This window comes from Aeromonas sp. 1805 (genome assembly GCF_013085525.1).
GTDB classification, from domain to species: domain Bacteria; phylum Pseudomonadota; class Gammaproteobacteria; order Enterobacterales; family Aeromonadaceae; genus Aeromonas; species Aeromonas hydrophila.
The window spans coordinates 1,127,501-1,143,242 of the sequence record NZ_CP038515.1; the positions used below are offsets into that span (position 1 = coordinate 1,127,501).

At 60.8% G+C, this 15,742-nt stretch carries 12 protein-coding genes (1 of these 12 only partly in view); 4 read left to right on the plus strand and 8 right to left on the minus strand.

Annotation, left to right across the window (positions count from 1 at the left end; genetic code table 11):
- Positions 1-203 carry the 3' portion of an NnrS family protein gene (locus E5E96_RS05425; RefSeq protein WP_171281688.1) on the plus strand. The gene continues 994 nt to the left of window position 1, outside the view, so 203 of the gene's 1,197 nt are visible here — the last part of the coding sequence; the start codon falls outside the window, past its left edge; the stop codon is at positions 201-203.
- Positions 204-211: 8 nt separating this feature from the next.
- On the opposite strand, the gene E5E96_RS05430 is transcribed toward E5E96_RS05425, so the two are convergent.
- A complete protein-coding gene (locus E5E96_RS05430; protein WP_041217095.1) occupies positions 212-781 on the minus strand; it encodes a helix-turn-helix domain-containing protein in 570 nt (189 codons plus the stop codon).
- A 122-nt stretch (positions 782-903) separates the two neighbouring features.
- Here E5E96_RS05430 and E5E96_RS05435 point away from each other — a divergent pair, with 122 nt between their 5' ends.
- Both E5E96_RS05435 and E5E96_RS05440 read left to right on the plus strand, forming a co-directional pair.
- Positions 904-2,055: a benzoate/H(+) symporter BenE family transporter gene (locus E5E96_RS05435; protein ID WP_024944992.1), complete on the plus strand. Its 1,152-nt coding sequence runs from the start codon at positions 904-906 to the stop codon at positions 2,053-2,055.
- Between the two features lie 149 nt (positions 2,056-2,204).
- Positions 2,205-3,269, plus strand: a complete 1,065-nt coding sequence (locus E5E96_RS05440; RefSeq protein ID WP_158196534.1) for a DUF3103 family protein — start codon at positions 2,205-2,207, stop codon at positions 3,267-3,269.
- A 62-nt stretch (positions 3,270-3,331) separates the two neighbouring features.
- Here the strand turns inward: E5E96_RS05440 and metF are convergent, their stop codons facing one another.
- Positions 3,332-4,228, minus strand: a complete 897-nt coding sequence (metF, locus tag E5E96_RS05445; RefSeq protein ID WP_065475304.1) for a methylenetetrahydrofolate reductase — start codon at positions 4,226-4,228, stop codon at positions 3,332-3,334.
- Between the two features lie 328 nt (positions 4,229-4,556).
- On the opposite strand from metF, the gene E5E96_RS05450 reads away from it, so the two are divergent.
- Complete coding sequence (locus E5E96_RS05450) at positions 4,557-5,348, plus strand: GNAT family N-acetyltransferase (RefSeq protein WP_171281689.1); 792 nt, start codon at positions 4,557-4,559, stop codon at positions 5,346-5,348.
- A gap of 63 nt (positions 5,349-5,411) precedes the next feature.
- Here the strand turns inward: E5E96_RS05450 and E5E96_RS05455 are convergent, their stop codons facing one another.
- From E5E96_RS05455 to E5E96_RS05480, 6 genes are all read right to left on the minus strand, one after another.
- A complete protein-coding gene (locus tag E5E96_RS05455; protein ID WP_171281690.1) occupies positions 5,412-6,875 on the minus strand; it encodes an ABC transporter substrate-binding protein in 1,464 nt (487 codons plus the stop codon).
- Between the two features lie 8 nt (positions 6,876-6,883).
- On the minus strand, positions 6,884-8,863 hold the full coding sequence (locus E5E96_RS05460) for a methyl-accepting chemotaxis protein (protein ID WP_171281691.1): 1,980 nt from the start codon (positions 8,861-8,863) through the stop codon (positions 6,884-6,886).
- 219 nt (positions 8,864-9,082) lie between these two features.
- Positions 9,083-9,676, minus strand: coding sequence for an OmpW family outer membrane protein (locus tag E5E96_RS05465; RefSeq protein ID WP_139388009.1), 594 nt, complete (start codon positions 9,674-9,676; stop codon positions 9,083-9,085).
- A 446-nt stretch (positions 9,677-10,122) separates the two neighbouring features.
- Positions 10,123-11,808, minus strand: coding sequence for a diguanylate cyclase (locus E5E96_RS05470; protein WP_171281692.1), 1,686 nt, complete (start codon positions 11,806-11,808; stop codon positions 10,123-10,125).
- A gap of 140 nt (positions 11,809-11,948) precedes the next feature.
- Entirely contained in the window at positions 11,949-14,777 is a 2,829-nt protein-coding gene (uvrA, locus tag E5E96_RS05475) for an excinuclease ABC subunit UvrA (RefSeq protein WP_171281693.1), read from the minus strand.
- Positions 14,778-14,872: 95 nt separating this feature from the next.
- Positions 14,873-15,532 carry a LuxR C-terminal-related transcriptional regulator gene (locus tag E5E96_RS05480; protein WP_011707638.1) on the minus strand — a complete coding sequence of 220 codons (660 nt, stop codon included), beginning with the start codon at positions 15,530-15,532 and terminating at the stop codon, positions 14,873-14,875.
- Positions 15,533-15,742: the final 210 nt, after the last annotated feature.

Consider the following 15,742-nt stretch of genomic DNA (forward strand, 5'->3'; position numbering starts at 1 on the left):
AGGTAGGGCGCCGGATCCAGTGCGCATTCGCGCTGGTGATCATGGCGGCCCTGATCCGGGTTCTGATCCCGCTGCTTTGGCCGGCCTATACCCTGCACGGCTGGAACCTGAGCGGCCTGGCCTGGAGCCTGGCATATGGCCTGTTTGTCTGGGTCTATGCTCCCATATTGACCAGCCCTCGGGCTGATGGGCGTCCAGGCTGATCCGGGGGTCAAGCTCTGCTGGCCGGATAGTGGATCAGATTGTGGAAGATGGCAGGGGCCACTCCCAGATTGCGATAGCCATGGGGGCGGTCGGCCGCAAAACGCACCGCCTCCCCCTGCGTCAAGGAGCGCCACTCCCCTTCCACCAGCACTTCCATCAGGCCGCTGATGACGATGACATGCTCGGTCACCCCGGGTTCATGGGGTTCTGATTCTCGCTGATAACCAGGCAACAAAGTCAGCTCAAACAGTTCGAATCCAAAGCGCCCCTCATAAGGGAAGAGAGGGGCGACCTGCATGCCCTCTCCCGCCGGCTGCTGGCGAATCGCATCTGCGGTGCGATAGAGCACTTCCCCCTGCTCTGCCGGGGTCGGCTCGATGAAGCTGGAGAAGGAGACCCGAAAGCCGGTGGCAATCTTCCACAGGGTGGCCACCGTCGGGCTCGACTCCCCCCGTTCAATCTGGCCCAGCATGGCCTTGCTCACTCCCGTCTCCCGCGCCGCTACATCCAGGCTCCAGCCCAGTTCGCTGCGCAAGCCCTTCAGACGTTGGGCCAGATGCTGATTCATCTCTTGCATGACTGCCTCTTTGTTGTGCGTGCTTGAATCGCCCTTGTGCGCTATAGCGCACAACGATATAGTCTGAAGCAATATTGTACGCAATAACGCACAAACCGTCACAATCCCACAAGGACGTCACCATGCCCTTTGCCCTTCCTCATCTGGTCGCCGGCTTCATCGCCGTGATGGTCGGCTATACCAGCTCGGTCATCCTGATCATTCAGGCAGCCACGGCAGCGGGGGCCGATGCTGCCCAGCTCGCCTCCTGGCTATGGACGCTGGGCATTGGTATGGGTATCAGCTGCATCGGCCTCTCCCTCTATTACCGCATCCCCGTCTTGACCGCCTGGTCGACCCCGGGTGCCGCCCTGCTCATCACCAGCCTGGGTGACTTCACCCTGGCAGAGGCCATCGGCGCCTTCGTTATCTCTTCTCTGCTGATCACCCTGTGTGGCATCAGCGGCTGGTTCGATCGGCTGATGCGTCATATCCCGGCCCAGTTGGCGGCGGCCATGCTGGCCGGGGTATTGCTCAAGTTCGGGCTGGATCTGTTCAAGGTCGCTCCGGCAGATCCCTTGCTGCTCGGCAGCCTGCTGCTGGCGTTCCTGCTCGGCCGCCATCTCTGGCCACGCTATACCATGGTGCTGGTACTGGCGACCGGCATCCTCATCTGCCTGCTGAGAGGTCAGCTGCAGCTTGACACCATCCACTGGCGACTGGCCGGCCCGGTCATGACCTGGCCAGAGTTTTCCCTTGGTGCCCTGTTCGGCATTGCCTTGCCACTGTTCATCGTCACCATGACCTCCCAGAACATGCCGGGCATTACCATTTTGCGGGCCCACGGCTATCAGCCCGCCACCTCATCCCTCATCACCTGGACCGGCCTAACCGGTCTGCTGCTGGCGCCCTTCGGCGGCTATGCCTTCAACCTGGCGGCCATCACTGCGGCCATCTGCATGGGGAAAGAGGTGGATCCGGACGCCAACCGGCGCTGGCCCGCGGCGGTGTGGGCCGGCGGCTTCTACCTGCTGACCGGCTGTTTCGGGGCCACGGTGGCGGCGCTGTTCACGGCCTTCCCGGCGACACTGGTGACCTGCGTCGCCGGGCTGGCGCTGCTCGGCACCATCGGCAGCAGCCTGCACACCGCATTGCAACACGACGATACCCGCGAGGCCGCCCTGCTGACCTTCATCATCACCGCCTCCGGCATCAGCCTGCTCGGCATCGGTGCCGCCTGCTGGGGACTGCTCGTCGGCATCATCCTCTATCAAGTCAACCAGCGGAGAAACTGACCTGACCATCTGGGGATCCCCCGTGAGACACCGCACATAATTCAGAAAAATTTGTTCACAGCTGAAACTAATTGCCATTAAGTGGTGTCGAGGCACTTCTTCTTCCCCGATGCGTGCCTCATGTCAGACTCATAAACTGGAGAATAATAATGAGGAATCAGGCTGTCATTTTGTTACTGGCACTGCTGGGCACCACCACCGCCCACGCTGCCGACACCGATCGGGAGCTGGCCCGCCAGCTCGCGCTGCAGCAGAAAAACCTGCTGCCGCTGCTCAGCAATCAGGAGTACCAGAGCCCGCTGCCCAACTTGTTGCAAAAGGCCAGCCCGCGCCTGAAACGCCAGGCTCGGGATGCCAACCAGGCAGCCATCAGCCGACAAGGGCTGGACGGCGAGGTCAAGGAGCTGATGCAGCTGCGACTGGCCAACCCGGAACAGGCCGCCGCGCTGCAGCAGGGTGTCGAGCCGCTGGTCGCCTATGTGCCGAGCGGCGATGAGAAGAGCTGGAGCGCCATCGAAGCCTTCGACAGCGCCGGCAACCCCGTCTATCTGGATGTGGACAAGGCACCGGCCCGTCCGGTCCTGGTCGTGGAGGCTGATCCCGTCAAGGCCAAGAACGCCGGCCTCAAGGTGATCCGCAAGGCGCTGGCTGCCGCCGACATGCAGGTGGCTCCCCGTGCGGCCGCCAGCACGGCACCACTCAAGACCAGCATCCTGAAGAAAATTCGGTTGAAGGATGATCAGGAGCCCTGGCTGCTGGGTGCGGCCGAGGTGTATGCGGTGGTCGCAGGGGTCAATCCCAGCCGGGATGAGCCCGTGGTCGACATCGTCGACATGCCCTATCTCGACTATGACAACACCGACTACACCCCCAACCAGATCCTGGTCTACTGGGATCGCTATCGCTGGGGTGCCGTCGACATCGTCATGATGGAGCAGGACGACAACGTCAACTACAAGGAGCTGAGCGGCCTGTTCATCGATGCCCTCAAGCTGGCCTTCACGGCTGGCGGCGTGCCCGAGGCACTGCCCTTCCTCGATCTCGGCGGTCGCATCGTCAAGGCGCTGCCCGACTCCTGGATGACCAACAACGATGACTATCTGGATACCTTCTACACCTTGGAGCAGGACCAGAGCTATCACCAGTACCCCGGCGCAGCCGGCAATGCGGTGATCGATCTCGAACCCAAAGAGATCGCCCCCACCAGACCCTGATTGGTCGCCATAACAAAAAAGCCAATGAGCGACTCATTGGCTTTTTTTGTGCCCGCATTCTGTTACAGCTGGCCTTTCGGCCTCACCCCCAGGGTATGGCAGATGGCGTAGGTCAGCTCGGAGCGGTTCAGGGTATAGAAGTGGAAATCCTTCACCCCTTCCTGACTCAGCACCCGTACCTGATCGATGGCGATGCTGGCCCCCACCATGTTGCGGGTCATCTGATCGTCATCCAGCCCCTCGAAACGCTGATGCATCCAGCGCGGGATCTTCACGTTGGTGAAACCGGCAAACTTGGCCAGGGTCTGGTAGTTGGAGACCGGCAGGATCCCCGGCACGATTTCGGCATCGATGCCGATGGCGGCGCAGCGATCCCGAAAGCGCAGGTAGGTCTCGACGTCAAAGAAGAACTGGGTAATGGCGCGGTTGGCACCGGCATCGATCTTGCGTTTGAGGTTGAGCAGATCCGACTGCGCGCTGCGCGCTTCCGGATGCCCTTCCGGGTAGGCGGCCACCGAAATATCGAAGTCCGCTTCGGCCTTGAGCAGGGCCACCAGATCGGTGGCATACATCTCCGGCTTCTCCAGCCCCTGGGGCAGGTCACCGCGCAGCGCCACGATATGGCGGATACCGCTGTTCCAGTAATCGCGGGCAATGGTGCGCAGCTCGTCGCGGCTGGCGTCGATACAGGTCAGGTGCGGGGCGGCGATCAGACCGGTCCGCTCCTTGATGTCCTTGATCACTTTGTGCGTGCGATCCCGGGTGCCCGAGTTGGCGCCATAGGTCACCGACACAAACTTGGGCTCCAGTACTTTCAGGCGCTCGATGGATTGCCACAGGGTATTTTCCATCCCTTCGCTGTTGGGCGGAAAAAACTCGAAACTGACCGATATGTCGCCACTCAAATCTGCCAGACTCTGGTTGAGTGCCTCAACCTGGCGTGCGCTGTGAAATCCCATCTGCTCTCTCCCTGCCCTGCAATCCATTTCTCTACGTCAAAACGGATGTTTGGACGTCCAAACGTCTTTCTATCTTTATGAGAAAATGGCACAAAGTCAACACTGTTTTACAGCGAGAGGAAGGCCGCCGATTTTTATTTGGCAATAAAGCCAAAGTAACGATTGGCACCCCATCCCAAAATCCGGCGAGTCGCGTTATGATGAACCCAGATCGTCCTGGACGTTCTGAATCTGCGTGTGATTGTTTGGCCGGAGGTTTCTCCGGCCCCTTTTCAACCTCTTCCCCTTCCTGCCGATAACCAATTGAACCATTTGCAGGAGCATCATCATGGACACCCACCCCGGCTTTGCCACCGACTTGCTGTTCGATCGCTATCAAGGCAACGTGGTCGACCATGAGCAGTTCTGGGCCGTGCGCACTCCCGATGCTCCCGATTACTACTTCGGCAACTATCTGCTGCTCCCCTTTCCCCCCAGCGATCACGACAAAGGCTGGCTCGAGGCCAGTTTCGACAAGCTGATCGGGCAGGATCCCCGGGTCAGACACCGCACCTTCCAGTGGCCTCTCGCGGCAGGTCAGAACAGCCGGGTCGCCGGCTTCGTGGCGGCGGGATACCAGTACATGGAGTGCGTGGTGCTGGCACTGGAGGCCGCAGACTGGCAACCGCCAGTCGCGACGGTGGCTGCGCGCCCCTTTACCCCGGCCGACTGGGACGAGTGGCTGGCCTTTGAACTGGAGGAGCGGGATCCCGGTCACTCGGAGCAGAGCTACCTGCCCTATCTGCAGTCACGCCGCCAGTTGTACGAGGCGATGATCAGGGACGGACTGGGTCAGTGGTGGGGGATCTGGCAACAGGAACAGCTGGTCGCCAGTTGCGGCCTCTTCTTCACCGATACTCTGGGCCGCTTCCAGCTGGTACGCACAAGGCAGGCATGGCGCAATCAGGGGTTGTGCCGGCAGCTGCTGAGCCAGGTTGCCAGGCACGGGCTGACGCGGGTCGACCGGCTCATCATAGTGGCCGACGAGCACTATCACGCCCAGCGCGTCTATCGCTCGCTCGGGTTCGCTCCGGTGGCCCGCATCGGCAGCCTCTGCCGCTGGCCCCACTCGGTGCAGTGACGTCGCTGACTGACAGCAAAGAAAACGGGAGGCTGATGCCTCCCGTTGTTTATCTGCCAGCAGCTATTGCTGCGGTGTTTCCAGCTCGTTGGAGAGCGCCTGCTCCACCTCGGCCGACGGAGCCGGCAACGGCGCGGCCGCCGCAGATGCCGCTGCGGCAGGCGTTGCCGATGACGCCGGGATGGCAGGTACTTCTGTCACCGCCGGCGTCGCGGTGGATGCAGCAGCAGCAGGCTCGGTGGTCGCAGCGGCGGCCGGGACATCACACTGGCAATCGGCCCCCTTCACCTTGTTGCCCTGATGAGGCGGATACCAGCCCTTCAGACCCTGCTCCAACCGATCGGCTGCCGCCTTGGGTTCCATCTTGCCGAGCAGCACGGCCTGACTCACTTCAGCCAGCTCGTCCCCCAGCTTGGGCGTACCGCGGGAGAGGATCTGGGTGGCTACCCGGATGGTGGAGTCGCACTGATCCCGCCACTCCATCATCTCCTTCGCCGCCGGGTTGGTGACCTCGAAGAAGTGGTTGGAGAGGGAGAAGAAGCCGGGCAGCGAGTTGGTATAGAGCTCGGCGAACTGCGGCGTGGTCAGCCACTGCAGGAAGGCCATGGCCGCCTCCTTGTTCTTGCTGGCCGGGTTCATCCCCATCCCGATGTCGGTGTGATCGGTAAAGAAGCAGCCATCACCCTGCTTCGCCACGGGCGGGCGCATCACGCCAAAGTCCACCTTGCCGGTGAAGGGGGCTATCTCCCAGGAACCCGCCACGTAGAAGGCGGCCTTGCCCGAGGTAAACAGCTCATTGGTCGCGGCATAGTCACGGCTCTCGCCGCCTTCGCCGAGGTAGGGGCGCCAGCGCGCCAGCTCCTCGAACACCTTGACGTAGGGCGGGTTGTCAAAGCGCTCCTGCCCCCCGATCAACGCCAGTCGACCATCCTCCCCCTTCCAGTAGTTGGGACCTATGTTCTGGAAGCCGAGTTCGGAGGATACCCAGCTTTCCGAGCCGCTCATGGCGAGCGGCACATAGCGGCCATCGGCTTTCACCTTGTCCAGCGCCGCGAAGAAGGCATCCCGGGTTTGCGGCACACTCAGCCCCAGCTCACTGAAAATCTTCTTGTTGTAGAAGAAGCCGTGAATCACCGAGGCCATCGGTACGCAGAAGGTCTGGGCGCCGGAGTCGGTCTGCCAGGGTGACTGGGCAAAACTTGGGAAGTTCTCCATCCCCGACATCTCGGTCAGCTCCGCCAGGTGGCCCGCCTTGAACAGGGCGAGCGAGTCATCGAACGGCCGACAGGTGATGAGATCCCCCGCCTTGCCCTCTTTCAGACTGGCCCACAGGGTCGGCATGTAGTCGACGTTCTGCACCCCGTTGAACTTCACCTGGATGCCCGGGTGGGAGGCCTCGAAGGCAGGAATGATCTTCTGCTCCCACAAGGCCTTGTCATCAATCCGCCAGCTCTCGATCACCAGCTCGCTGGCCATCAGCTGGCCACACAACAGGAGACTCAGGGCCCCGATCCACTTGTTAGACATAAGCCCTCCTAAACCTTGAAATGTGCGATCAATTGCTGCTGCTTGGCGACCAGCTCCGCCAGCACTTCACTGCTGCCGGCCGACTCCCGCGCTTCCCGTTCGGTCTCGTAGGCCACCTCGGCGATGCCGGAGATATGGCGGGCCACCCCCTGGCTGACCGAGATCTGCTCCTGGGCGGCGTGCGCCACCTGATCCGCCATCGCCTTGATGGCGCTCATCCGGTCGGCGATGGATTGCAGGGCCGCATCCATCTCCCGGGTCTGCTCGACACAGTTGTGGGTCTGCTCCTGACTGCGCCCCATCACCTCCACCACCAGCTTGCTCGAGCTCTGCAGGTTCTCGATCATCGCCTGGATCTCTTCGGTCGAGGTCTGGGTCCGGTTGGCCAGTGCCCGCACCTCGTCTGCCACCACGGCAAAGCCTCGGCCGGCATCGCCGGCCCGCGCCGCCTCGATAGCGGCGTTCAGCGCCAGCAGGTTGGTCTGCTCGGCGATGCTGCGGATCACATCGAGGATGCTGCCGATGTTGTTGCTGAACTCACCCAGCTTGTAGGTGATGCCAACGGCCTCCTCCATGGCGCCTGCCAGCTGCTCCGTGATGCGACGGGTGGTCGCCACCTTCTGGCGACCGCTGCGGGCTTCATCATCGGCCAGATCTACTTCCCGTTTGGTGCCATCGGTGGAACGGGCCACCTCGGTGGCACTCACCTCCAGCTCGGTGATGGCGGCAGCCACCTGATCGGTCTGGCTCTTCTGATCCTGTACCCGGGATACGGCCCTTTCGCTTATCTCGGCGGCGCGGCTCGCCTCCTCCACCAGATGGCGGGAACCGGCATTGATCTGGGAGAGCAGCTCGCCGGTTTTGCCGGCCAGGGTATCGATGGATCGGGAGAGTGCGCCGAACTCGCAGCTACTGCGATAGTTGATGCGGCGGGTCATGTCCCCGGCCGCCATGTAATCCAGCTCCTTGTTGATCATCTGCAGCGGACGCTGAATGCTGCGCGCCGTGGTATAGCCGATGATGAGGGCGGCGGCGGCCGAGATGGCGGCCACCACCAGGATCCAGAAGCTGGCGCTGCTGACCGCATCATCCGCCGTGGTGCGGCTCTGGCTGGCAATCGAGCCGGCCGACTGTCCCATCTCGTCGAGCAGGCCCAGGCTGTTGATCAGGCTGGCGTCGAGTTGCTGATTGAGGGTCTGCAGCGAGGCAGCCAGCTGCTGGGCATTGCGCATGGTCGCCAGCAGCCCCTGCTGGCCAAGTGCCAGCTCCTGCATCCGGTCGAGGTTGGAGACGAAGCGCTGCTTCACGTCATCCGGCACCAGCACCCGATCGAGCCGTTTGCGGGCCATCTCGATGTCCTTGCTCAGCACCTTCTCCAGCTCGTTGAGATCGGTCTTGGCATCGGCCCGGCGAATGTTCTTCAGATCGCGCGCGATGCCCGAAGTGATGAGTTCAGCCTTGTTACGCATGGAGCGTTTGCTGGCGGTCTGCTGCAGCAGCAGATCGGCAGCCCACTGGTAGGTGTCTTCCAGCCGGATAAAGGCAATCTCCAGCTTGTGGCGCTGATCCTGGGCATTGACCCATTGGCTGTGCTGGGAGAGCACCTGTTCAGCCAGGCCGTAGAACTGCTTGGTGGCGGTATCGACCTGCTGAAAACGAGAGTCGGCCTCAGCCACCCCACTAAACCTGTCCATCTCCTGGCTCAGCTGACTGAAACGCGCCTGCTGCTCCTTGAACTGGCTGGCCAGCTGCGGCAGCTGGCTTGCATCCTCGTTGGTCCGGTAGACCAGCACCCAGCGGTTGCTGTCCTGCAGGGCGCCTTTCAGGCCGGCCACCGCAATCACCAACGGGGTTGCCCGGTCAGAGACCTGTGACAAGCCGTCGTTGATGCCCCTGATCTTCAGGGTGCTGATCACACCCAGCAGGATCAACAGCAGCAGCATCAACACAAATCCGGCGATGATCCGCTGCACAATAGATAAACCCATGGAGACATCCTCACTCGTGGGGGAAAGGTAACGTGAACATAGACACTATCGGCACAAGGGGCGAATTATAGAGGGGAGACCGAGGGTATTTTATTGATCTATATGGGGTTGGATCACAGTTGACGGGGGACGCTTTGCGCGTAAAAGGGCCCGGACTGTGCCGGGCCAAAGAGACATGCTAGCTGTAACGGCCCGTGGGGGGGCCAACCCTGTGTCCTATCAAAAGCGATAGCCGACACCAACCATAAAGACCATTGGGTCAATCTTGGTCTTGATGCCATCACCGCCGTTTACATGGACATCGGTATCGATATCCATGATCCAGGCAGAACCGTTAACGAACCAGCGATCATTGATCGCCATGTCCAGGCCGACCTGACCGGCCATGCCCCAGGAATTATCCAAGCTCACATCAGCGTTGCTCAGAGGGCCACGACCCTGCTCATCGAAGAAGGTGGTGTAGTTGACACCGACACCAACATACGGACGCACCTTACTCTGGGCATCACCAAAGTAGTACTGCGCCATCAGGGTTGGCGGCAGGTGCTTGACCTTGGCGACTTCCGTATCTCCCATTTTCACTGAATGAGAGAACGGTGTTGCTGCCAGTAACTCAACCCCGAAGTTATCAGTCGCCATGTAGGTCAACGTTAACCCAAGTTGAGCGTTGTCATTGATCTCGAAATCGTTACCGCTACTTTGCGGAGAAACAAAAGCCAGGCCACCGCGCACCAGAATATCACCAGCCTGGTGGGCCATGGCGACGGGAGAAGCGAGCGCGGCCGCGATCATCAGAGGAAGGATCTTTTTCATCACGTTTTCCTTTTAGTTTTCGTTTTATATGTTGCAAGCCTGAAAACTATAAAGGGATGTGAATGTGGGGTTATTGATTTAGCTCAAACGTTACCAAGAAATAGATAGATGTGTACAGCAGCTTAAAGCTCCCGAGATATGGCTAATAATTGGCGAAATAAACAATAAAAACATATTGATACGTCAATTAAAAACCAAACCAGCCACATTAAGGAATAATTTAAATGCATCTTATTGGAGCTTTAAACGGCTAAAAACGGTTGTTTCACTCGCTCAACCAGAGTATTTTTGCGAGCCATGTAGCCGGGCTGTAAGAAATTCTTTATGAAACCACAAACCAGAAGGGACAAAATAGTAGCCATACTGGCGGCCATCTGGGGTATTGGCTCCTTCCTGTTTATTTTATTGGGATTCGTTCTCGGCATGGCGCTATTAATTCTGACCCACTAGGCCGACTGGCTGGTGTGAGACGCCTGACACCGCAGCCACTCCCCCGCCACAATCTGCTCCGGGTTCAAATCCCACTGCGCCGGCCCCAGTTCCCCGCTATATCCGCGCCAGCGATTCCTGCCCTCCTGTTTGGCCCGGTACAGCGCCATGTCCGCCAGTTTGAAGCTCAGGTTCCAGAACGAATCCTCCAGCTCCCGATGCAGGGGGTAATCGCAGAATCCCAGTGAAGCCGTCATCCAGAGCGGCAACTCTTCGCGCCCGAAGCGGCAGTCGGCAATCTTGCGGCGCAGACGCTCGACCCGCTGGGCAACCCGTGTCGGCTCATCGCCGATCAGCAGCAGCAAAAACTCCTCGCCACCCAGCCTGATCAGCGGCTCCTCCTCAGCGAGGGCCCCCCGCAGCAACTCCGCCAGCTGGCATAACAGCAGATCGCCGATGTCGTGGCCGAAGCGATCGTTGACCTGCTTGAAGTGATCCAGATCCAGGATCAGCAACACCCTGCCTGCCGCCAGCGCATCGCGATTGAGCAACCATTCATCGAGGTAGCGCCGGTTGAAGGCGTGGGTCAGCGGATCCGTATAGGCGGCCGTCTCCATCCGGGTTGAATAAGCCTGCAAAGCGCTGTGGTGCAAGCTGATCCTGGCCGCCATCTCCCGGAACTTGCGACTGAGCAGCGCCATCTCCTGACTGCTGTCGATGATCGGCAACACGCTTACGTCCTGCTTTTCGGCAAACTTGTGCAGCGCCCCCACCAGCTCGCCAATCGGCCCCAGCACGATGGCACGCAAGCGGGCCAGCGCCATCAGAATGCAGGCGAAGCTTATCAGCAGCATGCCGATGAAGGTCCAGATCGCCCCCTCCATCGCCCCCCGCAACACGTCACGCTCCTCTTCCACAATCAGGGTCAAGACGGGGGTACCGTCATTGTCCAGCAGCAGCCCCTCCCCCCTGACACGCTGCAACCCCAGATCCACCAACCGGTAGCTCATGTATGGCTTGAATGGCTTGAAAGAACCCAGATGCTCGCCAGTTCTGGGCTGGGCAATGGTCAAGGCGAGCGCGGTCCGCGCCGCCAGATCGTCCAGATAGCGTTCATCCAGCCAACGGGTTGCCAGCAGATAGCCATTGGGTTTGGCATCGCCGAGGGTATTGGTCACCGGCTGCAGCGAGAAGATGAGCGGCCCCCATAACGATCCTCTCACCCCGCTCAGACTGTGGATCCCCCCCTGCCGCGATTCACGCAGCAGTTGCAGCTTGAGGTCATCCAGAAAGAAAGGGAGCAGGGTGGTGTCCGTATCAGGTGCCTCCGGCAGCAGAGTGCGAGTCCAGATTTCAGAACCCTGCAAATCCATATAACTCAGCACGTTGAGCTCAAAGTCCCGCATCGGGGTGTCGACCAGCAGATTGGAGTGGATATAGCCCTGATTGGGCCTGTCCAGGAAGTGGTAGCTCTCGTCCCAGATCCCCCAATCCCGGGTGAAGGCATTGATGGCATTGATATCACCCTGCACGGCCCTGACCACCCGCTGCAGATGATCCTGCATCCGCCGCTCCTCGACCCGCTGCGCCGCAGGCACCTGGGCCAGCGCGATCACGATGAGCAACATCAGGATGGCGCCAGCCCAGACGGGGAACATCGAGTAGGCCAGCAAATGATCGATGGAGCGGGACGGTTGAGCCATGGGCGCCAATATCCTTTGAATGGCAATGCGAAACGGGAAGGGTCTTGCCCCAAGTATGGAGTATCGGCCCGTCTGGAGGTCACTGAATTACCACAATAAAAACAAGGGGCCCAGGGCCCCTTGTCACATTATTGAACGGATTATCGCGCCAGCAGCGGCGCCAGGAAGCGGGCCGTATGGGAATCCTCGCAACGGCTGATCTGCTCCGGCGTCCCCGTCACCAGGATGCGACCGCCGCCGGCGCCCCCCTCCGGCCCCAGATCGACGATCCAGTCGGCAGTTTTGATGACGTCCAGGTTGTGCTCGATGATGACGATGGTGTTGCCACGATCCCGCAACTGGTGCAGTACCTTGAGCAGTTGCTGGATGTCGTGGAAGTGCAGCCCGGTGGTCGGCTCATCCAGGATGTAGAGGGTCTGACCGGTATCCCGCTTGGAGAGCTCGCGCGCCAGCTTGACCCGCTGCGCCTCACCGCCAGACAAAGTAGTGGCCGACTGACCGAGCCGGATATAGGAGAGGCCCACATCCATCAGGGTCTGCAGCTTGCGCGCCACCGCCGGCACCGGGTCGAAGAACTCGCGGGCATCTTCCACCGTCATCTCGAGGATTTCGTGGATGTTCTTGCCCTTGTACTTCACCTCCAGCGTCTCGCGGTTGTAGCGCTTGCCCTTGCAGACGTCGCACGGCACGTAGACATCCGGCAGGAAGTGCATCTCCACCTTGATGACCCCATCCCCCTGGCACGCCTCGCAGCGCCCTCCCTTCACGTTGAAGGAGAAGCGGCCCGGCTGGTAGCCGCGCGAGCGCGCCTCCTGGGTGCCAGAGAGCAGCTCGCGGATCGGGGTGAACAGGCCGGTGTAGGTCGCCGGGTTGGAGCGCGGGGTGCGGCCGATGGGGCTCTGGTCGATATCCACCACCTTGTCCAGATGCTCCAGCCCCTCCACGCTGCGATAGGGCGCCGGCGTGGATTCGGTGGCCTTGTTCAGCTCGCGATGAGCGATGCGAAACAGGGTGTCATTGATCAGGGTCGACTTGCCGGAGCCGGAGACGCCGGTGACGCAGGTCATCACCCCGATCGGCAGATCCAGGTTGACGTTGCGCAGGTTGTTGCCGCTCGCCCCCTTGAGTTTCAGCCACTTGCCGGTGAGCGGAGTACGCTCGGCGGGAATGGCGATCTGCTTGCGACCGGAGAGGTAGTCACCGGTCAGTGACTCGGGATTATTGATGATCTCTTCCGGCGTGCCCTGGGCGACGATGGCACCGCCATGCACCCCGGCGCCAGGGCCGATATCGAGCACATGGTCGGCGAGGCGGATGGCGTCCTCGTCGTGCTCCACCACGATCACCGTGTTGCCGAGATCACGCAGGTGAGTGAGGGTCTTGAGCAACCGCTCGTTGTCGCGCTGGTGCAGGCCGATGGAGGGCTCGTCCAGCACGTACATGACCCCCACCAGACCGGCACCGATCTGGCTGGCCAGCCGGATCCGCTGCGCCTCGCCGCCGGAGAGGGTCTCGGCACTGCGCGACAGGCTCAGGTAGTTGAGGCCCACATTCACCAGGAAGCCGAGCCGCTCGACGATCTCTTTCAAGATCTTCTCGGCAATCTGGGCGCGCTGGCCGGTGAGGTTCAACCCTTCGAAGAAGGCCAGCGCATCGCCGATGGACTGCTCAGCGATGGCCGGCAGGTTGCGGTTGTCGACGAAGACGTGGCGCGCCTCCTCCCGCAGCCGGCTGCCCCCGCAGCTGGTACAGGATTTGTTGGCGATGTATTTGGAGAGCTCTTCGCGCACCGAGTTGGATTCGGTCTCCCGGTAGCGCCGCTCCATGTTGTGCAGGATCCCCTCGAACGGGTGCTTGCGCACCACCACATCGCCGCGATCGTTCATGTAACGGAACTCGATCTCGGTGCGACCGGAGCCGCGCAGGATCACTTCCTGGGTCTTGACCGGCAGATCCTCCCACGGCGTCTCCAGATCGAACTTGTAGTGCTCGGAGAGGGATTTGAGCATCTGGAAGTAGTAGAAGCTGCGCTTGTCCCAGCCGCGGATGGCGCCATTGGCCAGACTGATGGCCGGATCGCCGATAACCTTGGCCGGATCGAAATATTGCTGCACCCCAAGACCGTCGCAGGTCGGGCAGGCACCGGCCGGGTTGTTGAAGGAGAAGATGCGCGGCTCCAGCTCCGACATGGAGTAGCCGCACTCCGGGCAGGCGAAGTTGGCGGAGAAAGTCATGGGGGCAACCCCCTCCTCGCCGTCCATCGGCACCACCAGTACGATGCCGCCAGAGAGGGTCAGCGCCGTCTCGAACGACTCGGCCAGACGCAGCGCCAGGTCATCGCGCACCTTGAAGCGGTCCACCACCACCTCGATGGTGTGCTTCTTGTGCAACTCCAGCGCGGGCGGGTCGGAGAGGTCGCACACCTCGCCGTCGATGCGGGCACGGATGTAGCCCTGGGCCGCCAGATTCTCCAGCAGCTTGGTGTGCTCCCCCTTGCGATCGCGCACCACCGGGGCCAGCAGCATCAGCTTGCTCCCCTCCGGCTGGGCCAGCACCTGATCCACCATCTGGCTGATGGTCTGGGCGGCGAGCGGAATGGCGTGAGTCGGGCAGCGCGGCTCACCGACCCGGGCGAACAGCAGACGCAGGTAGTCGTAGATTTCGGTGATGGTGCCGACGGTCGAGCGCGGGTTGTGGGAAGTGGACTTCTGCTCGATGGAAATAGCGGGCGAGAGCCCCTCGATATGGTCGACGTCCGGCTTCTCCATCAGGGAGAGGAACTGGCGGGCATAGGCGGAGAGTGACTCCACATAACGGCGCTGCCCCTCGGCATAGAGGGTATCGAACGCCAGAGAGGATTTGCCCGAACCGGAGAGGCCGGTGACCACGATCAGCTTGTCGCGGGGCAGGGTCAGATTGATGTTCTTGAGGTTGTGGGTGCGAGCACCCCGGACCACGATCTTTTCCATCTTGTTGCACGCTCGATACGGAAACCTGAGCGAGTCAGTATGGCATAGAGACTACTGGATGAATAGACAGGTTTTATCCATCATCCCCATCGATTTCAGAGATACTCCTTGGCCCAGCTCACCGCCTGCAGGCGGTTCTTCACGTTCAATTTCTTGAAGACATTGTAGAGGTGGGACTTGATGGTGTGCTCGCTCACGAACAGGCTATCGGCGATCTCGGTATTGGAGGCCCCCGTCATCAGGTAGCGGATGATTTCCTGCTCGCGCACGGTCAGCAGCGTTTGATTGCGCAGGTGGTGTTCCCCGCCCTTGCGGTAGTAGTTGACCAGATCGCACAGCAGATGACGCGGGATCCAGTACTCCCCCTCCAGCACCTTGCGAATGCCGAGCACCAGCCGATCCAGCGGATCCTGACAGAAGAAGAGCCCGCTGGTATGGGGCCACATCAGCAGCAACTCCCGATCCGTACTGGTGGGGGCATTGAGCAGCACGGTATTGGCTTCCCCGAAGCGGCTGGAGATCTCCCGTGGCCACCCCGTTTGCTGGCTCGACTTGAGGTAATCCAGATCCACCAGAAACAACGGATGCGGCTCGAGTTCATCCGCTTGAGGCAGGGCTTCCAGTGCACTCACCAGCAGGATGGGCAGAGCCAGCTGTTCGGCCAAATAGCTCTGAAAGCTGGTCGCCTGCGCATTGTCTTCGGTTACCAATACGATGGGATATGGGGTGATCATGAAGCGCTGGTCCTTGAACATTCCGGCCATGGTGTTTTTCGGCAGCAGAGAGTACCAAGCCCCCCGCAGGCTGCAGCATTAAAAAAGTATTAGACGCCGATGCGCCTCCTTTGAAACTCACCAATTTTCCAAGCAATACAAATAACTAGCCGAGCCCCCCCATTTGGGTGAAATACTGGCCCCTGGCCGGACAGGGGCTGTCACACCGGTCTTTGGCCCCCCTTCTCGTCT